Origin of the sequence: Mesorhizobium sp. M1328 (assembly GCF_040318075.1) — a bacterium.
Classification (GTDB): Bacteria; Pseudomonadota; Alphaproteobacteria; order Rhizobiales; family Rhizobiaceae; genus Mesorhizobium.
In genome coordinates this window covers 1-19,165 of record NZ_JAMYLO010000038.1, presented here as the reverse complement: position 1 = coordinate 19,165, position 19,165 = coordinate 1, and the positions used below count along the sequence as shown (strand labels likewise).

Annotated in this window: 17 protein-coding genes; 3 read left to right on the top strand and 14 right to left on the bottom strand. The window is 53.1% G+C overall.

Annotated elements, in window-relative coordinates; translation table 11 throughout:
• Positions 1–199 (top strand): transposase (locus tag NKH23_RS32910; protein ID WP_353017876.1); only part of this gene is annotated, 199 nt, incomplete at its 5' end.
• Between the two features lie 6 nt (positions 200–205).
• Here the strand turns inward: NKH23_RS32910 and NKH23_RS32905 are convergent.
• The 5 genes from NKH23_RS32905 to NKH23_RS32885 are packed head-to-tail and all read right to left on the bottom strand — an operon-like array spanning position 206 to position 6,685.
• Positions 206–1,525 carry an O-antigen ligase family protein gene (locus tag NKH23_RS32905; protein WP_353036492.1) on the bottom strand — a complete coding sequence of 440 codons (1,320 nt, stop codon included), beginning with the start codon at positions 1,523–1,525 and terminating at the stop codon, positions 206–208.
• Positions 1,522–2,703: a hypothetical protein gene (locus tag NKH23_RS32900; RefSeq protein ID WP_353036498.1), complete on the bottom strand. Its 1,182-nt coding sequence runs from the start codon at positions 2,701–2,703 to the stop codon at positions 1,522–1,524. The genes NKH23_RS32905 and NKH23_RS32900 overlap by 4 nt, the downstream gene beginning before the upstream one ends.
• Positions 2,663–5,041 carry a GumC family protein gene (locus NKH23_RS32895; protein ID WP_353036490.1) on the bottom strand — a complete coding sequence of 793 codons (2,379 nt, stop codon included), beginning with the start codon at positions 5,039–5,041 and terminating at the stop codon, positions 2,663–2,665. The genes NKH23_RS32900 and NKH23_RS32895 overlap by 41 nt, the downstream gene beginning before the upstream one ends.
• Positions 5,042–5,087: 46 nt before the next feature.
• Complete coding sequence (locus NKH23_RS32890) at positions 5,088–5,876, bottom strand: polysaccharide biosynthesis/export family protein (protein ID WP_353036488.1); 789 nt, start codon at positions 5,874–5,876, stop codon at positions 5,088–5,090.
• Complete coding sequence (locus NKH23_RS32885; protein ID WP_353036486.1) at positions 5,876–6,685, bottom strand: tyrosine-protein phosphatase; 810 nt, start codon at positions 6,683–6,685, stop codon at positions 5,876–5,878. The genes NKH23_RS32890 and NKH23_RS32885 overlap by 1 nt, the downstream gene beginning before the upstream one ends.
• Positions 6,686–6,835: 150 nt before the next feature.
• Here NKH23_RS32885 and NKH23_RS32880 point away from each other — a divergent pair, with 150 nt between their 5' ends.
• Positions 6,836–6,979 carry a hypothetical protein gene (locus NKH23_RS32880; protein WP_353036484.1) on the top strand — a complete coding sequence of 48 codons (144 nt, stop codon included), beginning with the start codon at positions 6,836–6,838 and terminating at the stop codon, positions 6,977–6,979.
• Between the two features lie 252 nt (positions 6,980–7,231).
• Here NKH23_RS32880 and NKH23_RS32875 read toward each other — a convergent pair whose 3' ends face one another.
• Positions 7,232–7,714: a hypothetical protein gene (locus NKH23_RS32875; protein ID WP_353036482.1), complete on the bottom strand. Its 483-nt coding sequence runs from the start codon at positions 7,712–7,714 to the stop codon at positions 7,232–7,234.
• 1,314 nt (positions 7,715–9,028) lie between these two features.
• Between NKH23_RS32875 and NKH23_RS32870 the strand changes: the two genes are divergently transcribed.
• Complete coding sequence (locus NKH23_RS32870) at positions 9,029–10,726, top strand: hypothetical protein (RefSeq protein WP_353036480.1); 1,698 nt, start codon at positions 9,029–9,031, stop codon at positions 10,724–10,726.
• 540 nt (positions 10,727–11,266) lie between these two features.
• Here the strand turns inward: NKH23_RS32870 and NKH23_RS32865 are convergent.
• From NKH23_RS32865 to NKH23_RS32830, 8 genes are all read right to left on the bottom strand, one after another.
• Positions 11,267–11,893: a class I SAM-dependent methyltransferase gene (locus NKH23_RS32865; protein ID WP_353036478.1), complete on the bottom strand. Its 627-nt coding sequence runs from the start codon at positions 11,891–11,893 to the stop codon at positions 11,267–11,269.
• Positions 11,894–11,933: 40 nt separating this feature from the next.
• The gene (locus NKH23_RS32860) at positions 11,934–12,902 is read right to left on the bottom strand and encodes a glycosyltransferase family 2 protein (protein ID WP_353036496.1); all 969 of its coding nucleotides are present in this window, start codon (positions 12,900–12,902) and stop codon (positions 11,934–11,936) included.
• A gap of 2 nt (positions 12,903–12,904) precedes the next feature.
• Positions 12,905–13,222, bottom strand: coding sequence for a putative colanic acid biosynthesis acetyltransferase (locus NKH23_RS32855; RefSeq protein ID WP_353036476.1), 318 nt, complete (start codon positions 13,220–13,222; stop codon positions 12,905–12,907).
• 230 nt (positions 13,223–13,452) lie between these two features.
• Positions 13,453–14,601, bottom strand: coding sequence for a glycosyltransferase (locus NKH23_RS32850; RefSeq protein ID WP_353036494.1), 1,149 nt, complete (start codon positions 14,599–14,601; stop codon positions 13,453–13,455).
• A 79-nt stretch (positions 14,602–14,680) separates the two neighbouring features.
• Complete coding sequence (locus NKH23_RS32845; protein WP_353036474.1) at positions 14,681–15,427, bottom strand: class I SAM-dependent methyltransferase; 747 nt, start codon at positions 15,425–15,427, stop codon at positions 14,681–14,683.
• A gap of 623 nt (positions 15,428–16,050) precedes the next feature.
• Complete coding sequence (locus NKH23_RS32840; RefSeq protein ID WP_353036472.1) at positions 16,051–17,274, bottom strand: MATE family efflux transporter; 1,224 nt, start codon at positions 17,272–17,274, stop codon at positions 16,051–16,053.
• A gap of 59 nt (positions 17,275–17,333) precedes the next feature.
• Complete coding sequence (locus NKH23_RS32835) at positions 17,334–18,683, bottom strand: hypothetical protein (RefSeq protein WP_353036470.1); 1,350 nt, start codon at positions 18,681–18,683, stop codon at positions 17,334–17,336.
• Positions 18,684–18,730: 47 nt separating this feature from the next.
• Positions 18,731–19,060: a glycosyltransferase family protein gene (locus tag NKH23_RS32830; protein WP_353036468.1), complete on the bottom strand. Its 330-nt coding sequence runs from the start codon at positions 19,058–19,060 to the stop codon at positions 18,731–18,733.
• Positions 19,061–19,165 lie beyond the last annotated feature (105 nt).

Genomic DNA, 19,165 nt, shown 5'->3' with positions numbered 1-19,165 from the left:
TTGGTACCTGCCACCCTACTCCCCCGACCTCAACCCGATCGAGCAGGCCTTCGCCAAGATCAAGCATTGGATGCGACAAGCTCAGAAGCGTACCGTCGAGGACACTTGGCGCCACATCGGCCACCTCGTTGCGACGATCGAACCCGGCGAATGCAAAAACTACTTCGCAAACGCCGGATACGCTTCCGTCAAAACGTGAAGGACTCTAGGGCGAAGTTCCGATAGGAACAAGTAGCTTGTCACCATTGTGGTCGATCTCGATCATCTCACTCTTGCGGCTCAAGCGTTCTGCAAATCCATTGTGAAAGATGATGGCGTTCATATAGGCAAAGGTCATCGCCAGCGCCTCGGTTCGCAGCGGATAGTCGACCAGTGAATGAATGAGAAGAAACGATACCGAGAGCAATGCCGCCTTCTGAAATGGGTCGCGGCGAACCCTGGCCAATGCAGCCAGAAGCAATACGAAATAACCTGCCATCAGCAGGATAGCCGGAACTCCACCTTCGAAAGCTAGTTCAAGATATTCGTTATGGGCATGATTGACGTATTGCCTGAAAATCATGCCCTCCCTTTCATATATTTGATAGGCGTTTTGAAAATTCCCAAATCCGATGCCCGTCGCCCAGTTTTCCTTGATCCCCTCAACCGTCGTTCGGGCGAATTCTCCGCGCCCGAACGCTGGATCGATCACGTCCGCATCGATCTTCGTCCATGCGCCTATCGTGTAGACCGTAAGCGCTATGAAAATCAGCAGGATGGTAAGTCCACTCGCCCTGGAACGGGCCGAAAGAAAGACAACGGATAATATGGTTATCGCCAACCCAATCGAAACGCCGGCGCGTGAACCGGCGGCCAAAAGTAGCAGCAGAAGCGCGATCAAGCCCACCGATCCCGACAAAAGATGTCCGCGGAACAGGCCATAATAGACGACAAACGGAATAGACACAAAAAGCAAGGCCGAAAAGTGATTCACGTTGGCAAAAAGCCCCGCGTTAATGGTGAAAGGCAATAGACCCACTATAGCGATATTGTCGGAAAGCGAATATTGAATCGACCCAGCCAGACCATTGCAGATGACACCTATGAAGAAAAAAGGTAGGAGGGCGCTGACCTGTTCCGAGCGCAAACGTAATACGCTCAAAAAAAATGCCGCTGATGCTAGCAGGAAGAACAGACACTCTAGGGTCCGGCCGACTCCCACACTGACGAAGCGAAACGGGGCGGCTCCAATCAGCCGGGAATCTCCGAGCAAAAGTTCCGGACGAATCCCATCAAAGATGGCTGCCGGGAATGGCAGAATCTGGAGAACAATCAACGCCAATGCAAAGATGAGGAGCCATAGAACGGAACGCGGGATCCTTTGGCCGGAGGTCTGAGAAAAGACCGCTGCCGCCGATATGATGGCCACGACCTGGATAAGAGTATCGGTATAAAGGCCGCTTGCGGTACCGCCGCCAATGAGCAGGGATGTGAACAGAACCGACCCAAGAAGATATTTATCCCATTCCGATGGCCGGTCGCTCAAGACGGATTTCTCTCGATGCTCAATTTGTGCATAACCAACGTACCGACATAGCGAAATCGCCAGCTCTCAGCAATGGCCGAAGTCTCAAGCCTCAACAATTGCATTCGACATGCGTCCGGACCGATTGAAAACTCCTCGCTCATGGCCTGCCGATTGAATGTACCCTCGGGAATATTCAAGCGCGCGATTTCACCGGCTGGACATCTAACAGACCAGAACAGTTCTTTCGGAAGCTTGAGGTTTCTGGCAGACGCAATCAGAGAAAGCTTATAGGATCCGGGAGGCAGCTCAATATATTGCTGAAGAGCCGAATTCTTTACGGGCGTATTCAAGAACCGGACTATCGCGCCGCCCTCGCCCTCCACCGCATTTTGGGATGTTGCAAACGTCACCTCCAGGCCCGACTGGTCGCGAACCTGCCAATCAAACGGCCTATCTCTAGATACCGGCTCGAACGTGCTGTTGAAAATATATCCGCCTAACTTACGTTCCTGTTCAGACAGGGTGAAAAGAAACAGCCGATACGCTTGTTCATATTCCCTCTGGCGGATGTAACCATTGATCACACCGGCTAGTTCAACCGGTTTCGGCGGCGCGATTGATTCATTCAAATCGAGCAGCAGCCGGTTTGCGTAATCCAGGCCCTTGGGGTCATTGGCGAGAGCCCCGAAGAGGCTAGGCCGCCAGGGCGCCTCCGCCGTGATTGCTGTCAGCATGGCGTTATATCCGCCAGGATTCGAAAGAATCGCCTGTAGCCCATCGGCGATCGCCGGAAATTGGTTCGGCCACCGACGCAGCAATATGTCGATGTCGCCAACGGCCTTTGACAAATCACCAGTCTCGGTCGCGCGGCCAATAGACCTCTGGAGCGCATGGATTTCCGTTTTGGACAACTTACGAGCTTGGTCGAACAACTCGTAGGCCTCGTCTGTCTCGCCTTGTCGGTATTTGATCTCACCGACTAAGCTATAGAGGCGTGCGTCGGCGAGATTGAAACTTAACGCATCCCTGGCCTTGCTAAGCAAGGCCTCGAGGTCCGGAGCGTTATTGGGATCGTTCAGATCACCGGTAATTACGCTTATCAGAGCATCGGCGTTCAGAGGATCCAGCGCAAGAGAAACCGCTGACGTTTCCGTTTCAAGTAACCGACTTAGCCCGATCGACGAAGCCGCCAACACTAGAACGGATGCGACGAACCAAACGCATGAACGCCGGAGATTTTGCATACGCGGGCTGGTCTGCTCCATCATCCACTTTGCCCTCGATCTTCGCTGCATTCGCGCCATAGTCGTAATATTGATAATTCATATACTTATATGCGTAATTGTAGTCGAACTTGTTCACCGCGAATTTTGACATCGCGGCTCCAACAACGTTGGCGCCAGCGGCTCGCATGCGCTTCAACGCCGCCTTCGCTGACTTGCGTGTCACCTGATTGGTAGAGATGACCATCAATGTACCCTCGGCAAGCCGGCTGAGGATGGGCGCGTCCGAGAGGCCAACAATCGGCGGCGCATCAATTATCACAAGATCGAAGCGCTTGCCGAGATTGGTTATGATCAGAGCCATCTTCGGAGACGAGAGTAGATCAGCGGGATTTGGAGGAATCGTTCCAGAAGTCAAAACTGTGACGTTGGGATATTTCGTCGTCCTGAAGATGCTCGCCAGATCCTCCTTGCGAACAGTGTTTGTCAGCAGATTGCTTAGCCCAATCGTATTGTCGAGACCAAACAGGCGATGAAGGTTCGGTTTCCGAAGGTCCCCGTCAACGATGAGGACTCTTGCACCAAGTGCTGCAAAGTCCTGCCCGAGCTTGAACGAGGTGGTCGACTTGCCCTCCGAGGGCTCAGAACTTGTGACCAGCAGTGAACGCGGTGCTCCTTCGGCGCCGGAGAATTGCAGCGACGTTCGAAGCGAGCGGTAGGCCTCCGAGAGCCCGGATTTCTGGTCGATGATGCTGGCTATGAGTTCGCGGTCGTCGACGAGAGGCAAGATGCCGAGCATCGGCAGCCCGAGTTCTTTTTCGATCTGCTCAGGATTGGTGAAGGTGTTGTTCAACAACTCCATAATGTAAATAACCATTGCAGCCAAGGCAAGGAAAAGAAACAGTGCGATAGCAAGGTTTATGCTGAGACGTGGAGAGTAAGGTCGATTAGGAAGCGCCGCAAAATCGACAATGGCTGCGCTCTGTGTCTTTAATTCCGAGCTAACACCGACTTCGTTTAGCTTGGCAATAAGACTATCATATTGAGACCGGTTCGAATCGACCTCGCGCTTCAAGATCGTATATTTTATATTCTTATCGTTGAACACGACCTGCTGCTTTTCCATTTCAGCAAGTTTGCTCTTGAGGTCGGCCTCCTTGTTCTGCGCCTCCTGATATTTCAGCCGAAGTGAATCGGTAATGGCAAGCACGCCGTTGTTATAGAGCCGTTGCAACTCCTTGATCTGTGACTGAAGCTGCTGCATTTCAGGAAAACCGGGCTTGAGAATGCCCAGCTTCTGCTGGTACTGGCTAGTCAAATCCGCCAGCTTCTCACTGAGATTCTGCAGGCCTTCGCTTTCCAGGACGGGGGCCAAGCTCGATCCGCGGCCTTTGTCTATCTGGTCCACGACACGTCCGGCATCGAGGCGATCCTGGATCGCTGTCGCAAGTGCGGTGTTCAGCGCCTCGATGTTCGAACCTATCAGCGACTTATCATCGCCGGTTATCGTGATGCCGGCATCCTTCGCATATGCGACCAGCTCCTCTTCGGATTTCTGAAGCTTTTGCTTTACCTGCAAAACCTGTTCCTGGATGAATTGCCTTGCCAAGTCAGAGGTCTCGCTGGTTTGGTCGAGGCGCTGATCAATAAAGCTTTGTGCAACCTGATTGGCTACATCACTTGCATATTTCGGATTCTGATCAACAAAGGTGATCGATAGCAGGCTCGTGTTGGTGACCAGATTGACCGTGAGGTCGTCTAGAATGCGCTTTATCGCAATTTCCTCACGTTCTTCCGGCGTCTTCTGTTCAATGGAAGGCGACTTGGAGATTCCAAAGGCACGATAGAAGATATTGGAGAGCGAGAAGTTCGGCGTAGGGAAAAGGAAGTCCGGTTTTTCACTCAGACCCAATTGGAACACGACGCGCTGCGCCAATGCGCGGCTTTTGAGCTTTTCACGTGCGGTGAGAAAGGCGCGTACATCCGCATTTTCAGAAACGACCTCAATGTCCTGGAAGACCTTGGCGGACGGGACCAGCACTTCCAATTGTGTTGTTGCCTGGTATTTTGGGGTCTGCATCATCGTAACAATGAGGCCCGCGACAAGCCCGGCAGCCACCATCATGACGAACAGCCATCTGTACTGGACTACGTAGAAGAGCAGCTTGAGCGGATTGAAGCTCTGTTCCTGCTCTGAATATTCCCGCCCGTAAGGGCTGTAGTTTTGCCCACCGTCATAATAGAGCTCAGCGGACAGAGCCTGCCCATGTCCTGGCCCTGCAATTTGGTGCTGCCTGTTGCGATCGAGCATGGTGCTAGGTGTTCCTAGATTCGATTACATTCTGACCGGCTGCGATCTATAATCCCGGGACCACGGCAATTCGGGCGGCATTGGATGCTATGCCGAGTGCGTCCTTGAGATTGTTCACCGCTATTTTTGACTTTGAGGCAAAGACGACGACCTTGTCACCACCGTAGATCCGTGGGTTACGGGCCTTGCCGGCACGAATTGCCTCCACATTGTAATTTGCGACCAAGGTATTCTGGCCGATATTGCGATAGACGAAGACCTTGCTTGCGTCTCCAACCGGGCTGAAGTTTCCTGCCAGGGCGATCGCGTCCAGAAGCGAGGAATTACTCGTTACCGGAAAGATACCGGCCCTGTTGACTTCGCCATCAACGGTTATGCGCTGCCCAATTGACTCCTTGACGAAGATCGTCACATCGGGCGACTGCAGGTAGTTGGCGCCATAGGCCGTCTCGATCTCTTGCTCCAGCTGACGAACTGTTTTTCCTGCCGCGGTAATGGTTCCGATAAGCGGAAGCGATATCTGGCCGCTGGAGTCGACTTGAACTGTTCGGCTCAAATTGTCGACCTGGAATACATTCACTTCGAGCACATCGTTCGGAGACAAAGGCTGCTCGCTGCCATTCTGGGTGTTTTGCGGCGGAGGCAGGTCCTTCACTACCTTCAGCGCACCGCCGGCCGAAAGTGGCGTCGATGACGACGTCAGTTGCAGCGCATCGACCGCACTCGAGGAAGTAGGTGTCGTCGACGAGGTGCTCGTGCATGCCGACATTGCAAACGAGGTTAGCAAGACGAGTGCCGTGACTATGTGGCTCTTTGCCAAATGAAAAATGCCCATCACGCTGTCCCGCCCTTGAATAGGCGGCTCAATCCTCCGAAACGGCCAGCGTTGCCGGCGCTTTGTTTTCTCGGACGTGCTTTTCCGACCGGCTCGATGAGCCGGTTCGCCAATATTTCGCCTGGACGTTTCAACACCATGTTGCGGGCCTCGTCTTCCCCACATCGCTTGGCAGCAGCAGCAACCGCCTGTGAAAGCCCAGGGCGCCGGCGCGTTGCGCTGTGAGTGTCCGATGCGATGATATCCACCCTGCCCTCGTCAATCAGCTTTTCAGAATAATAGAGCGCCGTGCGTCCAAAAGCACCAACAATCGAGTCTGCGGTAAGCTGGATAAGGCAACCCGCTGCATTCAGCCTCTCGATAACGTCGTAATTCGTTTTGATCCAGGTCAAACGCTCTGGATGGGTAAGAATCGGAATGAAACCGGCGTTTATGAGGCGTAGAGCAAGATCTTCCATTCGTGGAGGTAAGACATGATGCGGCGGTTCGAACAGAAAATAGCGGGATCTGTTTAAGGTCGGCACGCTGCCCGCCGCCAACTGGTCCGGAAGATCCGGCGCTACGTGAACGTCTGCACCGACGTAGAGAGCAAGTGGTATGGCGGCGCTACGCAGCGCCCGGTGCAACTCTTGAACCGCTCGGACAATGTTAGATGTTCCGTTCTCGTAAACGCCCGGTGTGATGTGTGGCGTGCAAGCCATGTGGGTCGTTCCGTCGGCCACCGCCAGCCGAGCCATTTCCAGCGATTCGGCAAGACTGGGCGAGCCGTCGTCGAGGCCGGGTAAGATATGGGAATGTAGATCGATCATGGGCGTTTGTGACTGCAGCGAAGCAACGTGGCGACGTCATCCCCAAAAAGTATAAATGCGTCACCCGCGAGACAGCGAGCAACGCATTTGTCAAGCTCATACAATACAATGACTGCCGGGCTCCAGCTACTAGCTGACAGAGTTGTCATCATGCAGACCGATGACCAGCGCCGCGCCGCCGATAACAGCGCCGCCCAACAGAGGTGGCGCAAGGCAAAACCCGACGCCCAATGCATCCAGCGCTATGTGCATACTGCCTTCCCCGGGATCGACTTTGACATCGCCGGAATGTAGAGCCTGCAATTCGCACCCACAAGGAGCAAAGCCGAAGATCGCGATCCAGTCATAATACGAGCGCCGGGATTGACAGGCGCTCTTGCCCTAATCCCGACATATCCGCCAGCCTCAGCCACTCGCACACGCCCTTTGGGCTCGAGCGACTTGACCAAAGCGCCGACCTGCAGGTCAAGGCAGCCTTACATCCCAACAACAGCCACACAGCAGAGGCGCCGCGCGCATCCGCTGCCGGAGCTAACTACGACCAGCTTAGTCGCTAACGCCGTGATCTTTGTCCGCTGTCGCAGCCAGAACACCAGCCCCAAGCGCCATGCCGCCAAAGATGAAGAGCGGCGTATTGTTGTTGGAAGCACCCGTCGAATTGCCCGTTTGGGCGGTATGCTCAGAACCGAGAACATTGAGGCAAATCTTGTTCTCGACGCGGGAGATATCAAGAGTCGAATTGGCCGGCACGCTCAAATTGCAGCTGCCAACATTAACCGAAGCCGATCCGTTGGCACCGACCACGACGCGGCTGCCGAAATCGAGCGCGCCGCCCGCTTGTGCCGGGCCATAGCCAGCCACCTGGGAGACCATGACGTTGCCATTGACGCCCCCGATCGATCCAATCGGATTTACGCCCGTATAGGCAGTTGCGCAGGTGCACGACCCATCCTGCGCGAAAGACGATATCGGGGCGAAGGCGGCCAACACAACAAATCCGGCCAACGCACTTTTCACAACTAGGTTCATCCGCATCAATCCTTCTGTCCCACGTTACCTGAGGCCCACCCAGCCATTAAGATACTGAAATGCGCGTAACAGCTTTTTGCGCCAATTCCAACCCGTTTCGCAGATGCGAGATAATTTTTGGTTTCGGTGTGGTTGATTGAACACACTATTAGAGTATCGAAATGTATCATCTTTGCAGCCTACCGCAGTAGAGCTGGTTGCCGGCGAGCCGATGTGGCTGCGCTACCAGCGCCCCCGCACGGATCTGCAGTCGACCACGTTCTGATGTCGTCCACCGGCCTTCGTCCGGGGCAGGCGCGGATCTGCTGGCGGCCTTGCCGTTCGGCGACACTGTCCCGAATATGGTGCGGGCGTCGTCCGATTCGACTGCGTTGCGCCAAGAAGCCAAGAAGAGCATGCCTGGAGCCTGCCCGCGACAGGTTCAAGGTTCAAGCTCCAGGGAGCTCTAATATGCCTTGAAGCTTCGACGACCAGTTTATGATTCTTGAGGAGCCAAAACTGGTTGTGGAGGAAAAGAAGCGCTCGAGCAGATCCAGCGCTGTCGCACGGTTTTGGTGCGCCATAACTGCGTCGATCGAGATCGACGGTCGAGCGCACAACGGCGGTCTTGCCGCGCGAAGCCGAATAGAACGTTTCGCGGGCGGCAGGCGCACCCTCGCTCGACACCATTGTCGTGCGACTACCGGACATCTGCAGGCCGAAAACTGAGATCTCTGCGCCACCACGCGCTGTGTGGAAAATCCAGGAAATGACCAGGTATGCAAATCGGTCGCCGACCATTGAGCGACTTCAAAACAGCGTGCTTGGCGACGAGATCGGCAAAAGCGGTTACCCCGGCGGGGAGTGCGATTAGCCCCCCGTTTGCAAAGGCCGGTGCCGGTGACCTGGTCGCAACGAGGGCCCTCCAGGGCGCCGGACGGATCAGAGATCAAGTTAGCATGGTCGCCCCGCCGAGACTGTCCTGAAACGACAGGCGACGCGACCCCTAAGACTTGCAAAATCATGCCCGATAATGTGCCTACGGACGCAGGAGACGCCGGTATGGTCCTTATAAACCGCGGAGAGCGCCGCAAGACGACAAGATTTGATGTCAGTCATTTTATCGCCCATTGATGCGGCATAATCCGCGACCCGAACCTTGTTGGAGAGAAAGAGGTCATGCAAAATATCTCCCGCCGTCTATTTGCAAGGTGGGTGGCGTTAGCCCCGTGGAGTGTAAGTTGGAGCGCTGCGGTATCGGACGCTTCAGCCGCGGCCCAGCTGTCTGGCGATCGGGAGCCTGCCCGGATCGCAACCCCCGAGAATATAAACCTAATGCTTCAACAAGTGATGGATGTAGCCGATTCTGCAATCTCTGCCAGCGGTGTTGCAGATTTTGCCAGCAAGACCGTGGCGGAAGCCACCAGTATCCCATTCGCAAAACAGTTTCTGCGGCTGGCAGGGTACGCGCGATCCGGCGATGGCGGCGGCGCGCTCTATAGAAAGGCGGATACTGAACCAAGACATCACGGCAAATTTCAAAGCGCCGATGGCGCCTGGTGGGAATTAGCGGAGGAGACCATCACTCCGAACATGGTGGGGGGCGAGTTAGCTTCAGTCATCGCGATCGGTCCGAACGGGTTTATTCCAGCTGGCACCGTTCTCGTCGACAAAACGATCGCATATCCTAAGTCGGCACCCTACGGCGGCGGGGCACTGCGTGGGCAGGGAATGGAAACATCGAATGCTTTTTCACCCAGAGCGGCGAGTTCCAAATCGACCATAGTATGGAACGGCACCAGCGGTGGTACGCTGATGGAATTGGATGGGCAACTCGGGCTGCTGTTCGAACAACTTTCTTTCGTTGGCAAGCCGTCACTGAGGGCTGCTAGTCGCGCCGGGATATGTCATCACTGGCTCCAGACGACCAAGGCGTTCGGGTCTGGCGAAAGTCTCTATGTCGAATGCTCGTTTCAGCACTTCGACACCGCAATTAAGTTTGCCAATAATCGGAGCGATGCCACTTGCGCCGGTATGCATTTTCTAAAGTGCGTCGTTCAGAATCTCGACACCTTCATTCATGTCATGAATGATCAGGGTCTCAACTACGTTCTGGACCACGTCTCTTGCAACTTTATTGATCGGGTCGCCCTTTTTGAACGCGGAGGGAATCTCGATGTGAGAAACGGCAATCTCGCGGGCTGTGGAATTATCAACTGGTGCTTTGAACTGGCTGCGATCGGTAACAATCTCTATGTCAACAGCTTCCGCAATGTCCGAATCGAACAAGGCACCAAGCGACTTCTCAAAATGACCGGATCGGGGAGCGTTGTTTTTGACGGCCTCACCGAAGCACAGCCAAATCAAAACGTCACGATGTTTGAACAGACCGGGGGAATTCTCACGGTCCGCAATGCACATCTGACCACTAACGGCGCCGCCAATCCAACGTTCATTGTCCGCAACCAGGACGGCGGTTCTCCCGGGATTCTCTTTTTAGAGAACGTTCACTTCGCGGAGAACACGTTTGTACTAACAGACTGGATCAGGCGACCGAGCACGAGCGCAAGCTCTGTCGTGGTGATGAAGAATTGCACCCACGGGACCAATTTCCAGCCAATCCCGAATTTCTCAACCAATCTTGCATATGGCAATCCCCGCACTTGTACCCAGACCACGACCAGTTCGAGCAAGCCGCTGACAATCGAGGGTGAAGCACGAGGGCTTCATACGGTTGTACAACTACCTCCCGATACCCTAACCACGATCAACATTGTGATTGAAGGCGTGGACAGCGCCCGCAAGATTGTCTTCTCCGGGGTGCGCAGGGCAGTGTGCCTAAATGACAGCTTTGTCTGCACTCTGGTCAGTCTCCAGATGATTGGAACTGACTATGATCCTTTTGCACTTGAGGCTCCCCCCCAAGTGTCGGTTTCGCAACACCTGAATGCCATCGAGATTACTGTCACCGGCTTGCGAGAGACTTTGATCAATTGGACAGCTATCTTTGATGGTCAGCCACGACCAATCTAGATGTGAGCGCGCCCCTGCAGGGCTTGCATCATTGGCTTGGGCAAGCCACATAGCCAGCCCACGACTGCGAAGGCAACTGGCACAGGAGCCCTTTCTCCGAAAACTCCTTTGCAAGATCGGCGCCTGAAGACGTAAAGCACTGAACGACCAAGGCTCTGCCAAACTTGAGACCGACTTTACCGTCGCACGGCGTGCCGCTCCCGACAGGACGGCAGGTCACGACGCTCTGCTCGTAACTTTTTCGAGCAGCCTCGGTTATCAAGCCCACCGGCCCCAAGCGAGGCTCAGACGAAACGCCACACAAAACCACATTGTAACCGCCCACTCTGATGTCTCTTATCGAAACTATTGACAGTCTTCCAGTAAACGGAGCAGTCGGTACATCTTCTTTTGGGACACGGGCGATCCGTTTATTAATTTCGGAAATAGAAATCATTCCAAAAACCAAAGCGAAGAGAAGCGCGACAATGAATATTACGATCCAAGCTCTTGCCGTCAACGTGAACTCCTCCGAGCGGAATGTGATTCAAGAGCTGAATGCTAGGAGATATTTGGTTTGCGGGCGATCGCTATCATACTCTTTGCCAATGGCGGAACTCTGCCCACTCGATCGAAACGGACAATATCCAATCCCACTTCTTCAAGTAGCATCCCCAGTGTCTTTATGGACCAAAATTTAATATGGCCGCCGTCCCAGAGAGCCCAGAAATGGTTGTCCATCTTTCCCGTAACCGCGAGCACTAAATTTTTCACGTATCCATGATAAGGGGTTGAGATGATCGCTATACCGCCGGGTGCGAGCAGATTGAATATGTTTCGGGCAAAGGCTCTTGGATCGTAAAGATGTTCCACGACCTCGAGGCTGAGAACGGTGTCGAACGTACCATATTTAGCGGACAGGTCATCATACGCCGACCCAATCTCGATTTTGAGGTTTGGGTACGCGCGATTAGCCATTGCGACGGCGGAGGAAGAGGCATCGATGCCAACAACGGAATATTTTTCGCTCAGTTCGCTCGCAACGCTGCCATTGCCGCAGCCCAGATCAAAAATGCGCTTCGAGTTCGCCTCAGCTAGGATGCGCTTAACCGCCGGCAATAATATGCGGTGAGAGCTATTTTTCTCTGCCGTATCATATTCATATTCAATGTTTCGTTCATCAGGCATGGTCGTGCTGCTCCGTCTTGATAATAAGGCCCCTTCGCCTTCAAACACCCGAACGCAAATCGATTCCGGTTCTATCCTTGATAGCATCTTCAAGTGACATATTTGTCTTTTTGGCAAGGTCGATAATTTCGTCCACCTTAGCGTCAACCAGAGTTCTGTAAAGAAAACCCTGCAAAAGGTGAAAATATAAGCCCGGTTTTCCGTCTAAAAATCCAAGCAAGATCGCGTACCTATATAGGAAATAGGCAGACGCTCTCAGTGCGGTTGGCATTTTTAGGTATATTTTCTCCTTCATAAAACGCTTAACCGCCGCTTGTCCACTTAGTTTACTGCCTTTTCCTGCGTTTTGCTCAAATTCTGCAATATTTTTAATAAGAATATCTGCAGCCTCACGCGAAGCATAGGAATTGTGCTTCGACATCCACCAAGTCAGCGATTTCAAATTACGATCTGAGAGACTTAAGCTGGATTTCTGGACACGACGTTCAACAATTATGTGCTCATCCATCCAGCGCTGTTCGCATTTTCCGCGTCCATTACGCCAAAGGCGAAGCTGCCAACTTGGCTCGATGCCGCCAAACCGAATCCTACGCCCTAGAAAATAGATGCGCCGCTTGATAAGTATTCCATCACAGTCAGCGGCCGCTTTTAAGACAGTATCAGGCAGACTATTAAGCTGTTTTGCGTCAAGAACTTCGTCAGCATCGATGCGAAGCAGCCACCCCCCCTTATCGGACAACAAATCGATGCCAAAATTCATTTGTGTCGCGTAATTCACCCATTGATTCTCGACTACCACCGCGCCCAACGAGGCCGCTATCTCGCGAGTGTTGTCGCTGGATCCGCTATCAATGACTGTTATACTTGACACTCGACCAAGAAGACTCTCGATGCACCGCCCAATGTGAATCTCTTCATCCTTCGTGAGAATGAGCGCATGAATGTCAGGAGACTTATTTATTTCCCCCCTGTGAACAGTCAAGGGTTCGGCTTCAGCTGGGGCTCTCATGATCACCGTGACCCGACCTGTCGAGCCGGATTGCCAGCCACCACCACTCCAGGCTCCAAATCCTTAACAACAACAGCACGTGCGCCTACAATTGCACCTTTCCCAATTTTCACTCCCGGCCCGACAAATGCGCCGGCCGCGACCCATGCTCCTTCTTCTATTGAGATATTGCCAACGACGAGAGGAAAATTGGGATCGCGATAGTCATGGGTCGCAGAACACAAATATGCCCCCTGACTGATGGTGACGTAATCGCCGATGGCAATTTCTGCCACCGAGTAGCAAGTCGCTTCTGGACCCAGACTACTGGTTCTTCCCATGCGCAGGTTCCACGGTGCCCAAACGCGCGCGGACGGATAGGGATGAGCGCCAACTTCAATTTTCGCGCCAAAGCTCCGCAGTAAAAAGCACCTCCATCGATGAAACGGTGTTGGAGACCATCCGTAAGCCGTTTTCTCAACTAATCGCCAAAGCGCACGTCTCAGCTTGTCACTTCCGCTCGGCGCCGGCACCGCTGCTAATTTGAACGACCGTTTATCTGGCATCGAACTTAGTCCACTATCACGCTCTTCGGTCGGTCAGCTCGCCCATCGCACCACCGGTAAACATTCTCCATCTCAGCGCCAACACCATCCCATGAATAATCCCTTTCCATCCAAGAGCGCCCCCGCGCGCCCATCGCTAATCGAACCTTCCTAGGCATCGACATTGCATCATTGAGTGCTCGGACCAATGGCTCTATGCCGTGGTCGACCCACCACCCGCAGCCCTCAATGTCCAATCCTGCCCAAGGAGCCCCTTTGGTTGAAATAACCGGCACCCCGTGCGCCAGGGCTTCAGCGACCACCATCCCAAAGTTCTCATCGAGCGTCGGCAACACGAAGAGACTCGCCGACTGATAAGCCATGGCTTTCTTCTCGCCGTAAAGAGCGTCGTCAAATGATGCTCGTTCCAAACCCAGCCTTGCTGACATCGCCTTCAGTTCGGCTGGATAGCTGCCTTCTAGCGGCCCAACTACCCTAAGCCGCCAATGCGGGTTCTGACGCTCGACTTGGGCCCAAGCAGCCAAAAGGCGGTCAATTCCCTTCTTGGCGTGAATTCTGCCAAGATAAAGGACCGTGTCCATTTGCTCCTGAGGTTTTGGCGGATCTGCAGTGATGCTCTGGTTCAGAGCCGGCACGTCAATTCCGTTGGGCACTACTGCAACTGGCGCCTTGAATCCGAGCCTTCGAATATCATCGTACTCTTGGACGCTAGTCGCGTGAAAGCAACTCACCACTTCGACCGCTGAGCGCTGTGCGATGCGCCAGAAAATCATCTTCTTGCGACGAGAAAATTCGAGAGCCGGAGAGCCAAACATGCCCCGGGGAGAAAGAAGTAACGGCCGGCTGTGCCGACCGGCACTCCAACTCGGATACACGTTCGGCATCAGCCATAGACCGTGCGCGTGCAATACCCCGCCGGCAGCTGCGAACCTATCAATAGCAGCCCGCAGGTCTCTGGACGCATACAGGTTGGAAAAGACAGGAACGGAACCAAAATCGTGTTTGAACACACGACACTCAACGCCATCCCGCAAAGCCATGGATGGGTTTCCAACGCTAAACAGTCCCGATTGCAGCCCTCTAGCAGCCAAAGTCGACGCAAGCCGTGTGACCGAATAACTTGGGCCCGCGGCTTCAGATTCAACAGAAGCCACAATTTGGAGAATCCTGAAGCTCAATGCTTCATTAGCTGCGCGTAGATTCAATTCACCATTCCCGCTCTACATACCGGAGTTATTTTTTTACCTTACCCAGTATGTTCACGCGGAGCGGTTCAAGCGCAGCAGTACTATTGACGATGCGCTCATATGCCGAGCCAAACAAAAAAAGCGGAAGAGACCGCCTCATGTAAGACGGCTCTGGCTCGATCATTCGGAGTTCAATCTCGGAGAAACCTGCAGCCAATGTTGCCTTTTCAAGAGATTTGCGCCGGTTCATTCTGTAAAAAGTAGGCCAGGGTTCATGCGCATCCGTATTCATTCCACGCGCCGCGTTGGCAACACGCAAGTGGACCCAGTGAGGGGTTACCGCGGAGATCAACGTTACATAGTGAAATAAATTCGGAGTGCGAAAGAAAAACGAGGATCCAGGCTTCAGCACTCGGTGCACCTCTTTCAGAAACATTGCGGGGTTCTCCACGTGCTCTAAAACGAAGTCCGCAAAAACCAAGTCAAAATAGTCGTCTTCCTCGGGAATTTGACCATTTACTATTGTCCCTGCCCTGTCCAGCTCATCGTTAAGCAAGACGGCTGGATCAATATCAACCCCCACGATCTCCTTGACCTCACCCCTCAATACCCTTCGATTGTCCCGCGTCGACGGACCTGCACCTATGTTTAATACCTTGCAATTCGGATTTAGCTCCGCACGGATCCAGTTGTAGAACGCAGTAGTTCCATTCGACGATTGATCTCGGTATAGCCGCCTATACAGTCGTTCTACTAACGGCAGACTACTGGTTGACGTGTCATTGCCTGGCATTTACGCTCCTTAATTGGTTGAAATTTTAGCTTTGCCTCTCACGGGCTACCTGGACTTCGGGACCGTCCCAACAATCCGCGCAGGCACGCCAGCCATAATCGCGCGCTCGGGAACGTCCCTTGTAACGACGGCTCCAGCGCCAATGACTGAATGGGCGCCTACCTTCTGGCAACCCGCTAGAACGATTACCCGAGCCCCTACCCAAGCCCCCCTTCCAATGCTCTTGTTCATCGCAATAGGATCTGATCTCGGGTCAAGCCCGTGATTATGAGTATACAAAACGACTCCTTCAGAAATGAAAACGTCGTCTTCGATTGACATTCCCCCCGTGTAGTCGATTTTCACCGCAGCGTTTATTACTACATCGTCGCCAACGACCAGCTGACTGCCAAGCGACTCGCTGGACGCGCCCACGCCGCGTGAGATTGTGCACCGCGAGCCGAGTGTGACAGACCCCGGCCGATCAATGCGCGCGAAGCGTGCTATCGTCGTTCCCCTGCCACATTGCCTTAGCGCACTTCTGTAGGTCATCGTCCAAACTGAATCAAGTATTCTTCTCCAAAGGTACGCAGCCAACCGGGGGGCCAGAAATATAAACGGGATCTCACGCACAGGTTTTCTCTTCATTTCATTTTTACAAAAAGATACGCGAGGGAGAATAACAGCCTGGCGAAAACACTTCCCGCGAAACTGATCGCCACAGCCATACCGATGTTAGGGGATCCAACGTCAAAGAGGTATTCTGGTGCAAGAAGCACGACGAATACCAGAATGCCTACTATCGGAGCAGTGGTATAAGCCCTTGTCGCGCCGCGAGCGACGACCGACAATCCAATAAAACCCGATGAGTGAACGAGGATCATTGCAACAGCCGTCAAATATAGTCCTGTTCGCATCTCGACGCTGGCGTTCCCAAACACCAGAGTGAGCGCTCGATCGCTTATCAATACAGAGGCCATGAAAAACGCCAAGCCTATAGCCAGCCCGACGGATATACCTTTGAGTATGTTTATAGTGTACGCAGCTTTATTCCCGCTTCGGTGAACCCTTATCGCCTCTGGCAAAAATATGAAGCCGACCGCAGTCGCCAGCATTTGGAATGGGACGAACAACGTCTGGGCCGCGCCGACATAGCCCATTATCTGTGCGGAACTTGTGAGAAAAATGCCGAACCGGAAACAGTTCGTATGCACGCTGTCCAACGCCGGAAACATCCCTACCCAAAGGTTATCCATGACAAGACGGCGTATTCTCTTAAAGCTTGTTCGCCCAATCACATGCCTTGCGGGACCAGGTTGCATCGACATGTAGACGTCCAACAGAACCGAAGTTGCAATCACACATGCCGAAGAGAGAACTGCGGCTTCGATGAAACTTCCTCTGAGATAAGTGACCCCGAGAAAGGGCACCATACCTGCGACGCCCCTGCCGGCAAAGGAGATTGCGATGCGCTCCTGGTTATTATCGCGTTGGTATATCCCTATTATGAGGTCGCTTACCTGGTCCCCAACCCGTCCTGCTATCAAAGCGAGCGCAATCCATTTTTCAGATGATCCCGGATCTTTCAAAGAGAAAATAACCAAGGCCGTCACCGTATACGAAAAAAGCACACCAGCGACTCGCAATATCAGTGCGTCGTTCACAACCGAACCGTCGACGCTGTCGAACGACATAACGACTCGCAGATTAAGGCCGAAAAGCAGGCACGACGGCGCAAATATCGAAAGCCCCAGCGTGTATACCCCAATCGTCGAGGCCATGTTGTGGTGAGAGAGCACGAGAATGCAAATGGCTTGGGATGCTGCCCAAACTGCCTGCCCCATTAGATTGACGATTGTTTTCTTCAAGACTCGTTCCGTTCGGCGACAACAGCGAGCGCTGCGCGCCACGGTGGCGACCGCCACGGCTAAATAAAGGGCAACACTCGCCTGGCGGCTTTGTACAGGAGCAATACGAGAATTGCTCCAATGACTGAAGAGATCAGGTTCACAATGCGAAGATTTGACATCTCAAAGTTGAGGAACAAATTACATACAACCACAATTCCGATTATCGAGTCCGGGTTCTTCATGGAGTAGGCATAGCCCTTGGCTAACAGATACCCGACGAACCAGCCTGAGATCAGTACGCCTGCCAGTCCGGCGTTCATGTATCCGGTACCAAGTGTCTCCCCTGGCCACGAATTGTGAACGATGTCGGCGGCTGGTGTACCCGGCTCCAGCAGATATCCCAAAGTGGCTGCTCTTATGTATAGTCCGTCGTCAACAGGTGGCTTAAATTCATATAGCGAACTCGGCAAAAACGCAGTCGTAAGGTCGATAAAAGTTCTCCCAAAATAAAAATTTTCCCATTTAAAAAAATTTGTCGCAAATAGGTAAGTATCTATGTAGCTTAGCGAAATTATTAATGAACTATACGAATCTAGTGTCATAGATACCAAATTTTGAAAATTTTCGGTCAGACCATCCAGGGAGTTGGCATTTCTATAGATAAGCACTGCAAAGTAATACAATATAACCGACGCATATAAGACCGACAGTACTAGGATATTCTTTATGCTATATCGCATAAATTTCGGATTCGACAGAGACGCAACCATGATTATCGTTAGCAGCAGCTGGAGAGTGTCCTTTCTTCCTCCAAAAATGCTTGACGTTGCAGCTCCCGTTATAAAGGCGGAAAAAAGGAGGAGACCACTGATCACGTCCCCCTTGGTGGCAACTCTCCGAGTGGCAGCAACGTTAGCCAACAAAAAGGAACTTGAGATTATGAAGTTCAGTGGACCCAAACCTGATTGCAATTCTACGCGCCGGGAGACGTTGCTCATAAGGAACTCGAGTCCGCCCGAAGCCTTGATCTTGGCATAGAAAGCCAAGGTGCCGACTGCTAGAAAAAATATGACCGAACCGATGCTCTCGAACTCGGTAAGATGCACCCTCGAACGCCTAAGGCTTTCCAGTGAATTGAAGCCTCCCACGCTTGAATAATAAGCCGTGTATATTGTCAAATTCATCAGAGCGTAGCAAAATATGGTCCAAGTTAAGCTTGCTTGAAAATCTGAAGCTACGACAGAGAATACGCTTGGCTGAATGTATTCAGGATATTTTGAAACTATTATCATAGCAGGAACCATAATAAGTACCTGAACACACGCGTACAATTTAATCGGCTGGAATATCTGCTTGCTGCGCTCAACGACGAAGGGGACCGCGTTGCACAGAGTAAATATAAAAATTGCAAGATAAGTTGCTAGCATCTAACTAGAAATACTCGTGCGATATATGTCGACGGTAGTTCAATTCGTCAATTTCCTCTCCTTATCGATACCAGCTGCTTCAGCTTGCGCGCAGGCTTTGCGACAAGTGCATAGTCAACCGGACCCGATCCCAGCCAGCGGCGGCGTGCCCGCAGCGCTTCCAGATTGTGGCCTATGTGCGAGGCAAGACTTCGCGTGCTGGCTCCGCCAACCATCATGTCCACCAGCACGTGGCCGGTCGCAGCGGTCTGGAATCCGTGAAGCTCAACAGCTCTCAACATCCAGTCATAATCCGATGCCACTTTGAGGCTGAGATCGAATGCACCGACCACGTCCGCCACCTTGCGCTTTACATAGAAAGTTGGATGGGCCGGCATCCATCCGGTCCGAAAACCCTTGGCGGGGGGGGGGGCGGCGGCCCCCCCCCCCCCCCCCCCCCCACAAAAGGCACGGCCCAGAAGAGGGTATGGTGGTGGATGGGT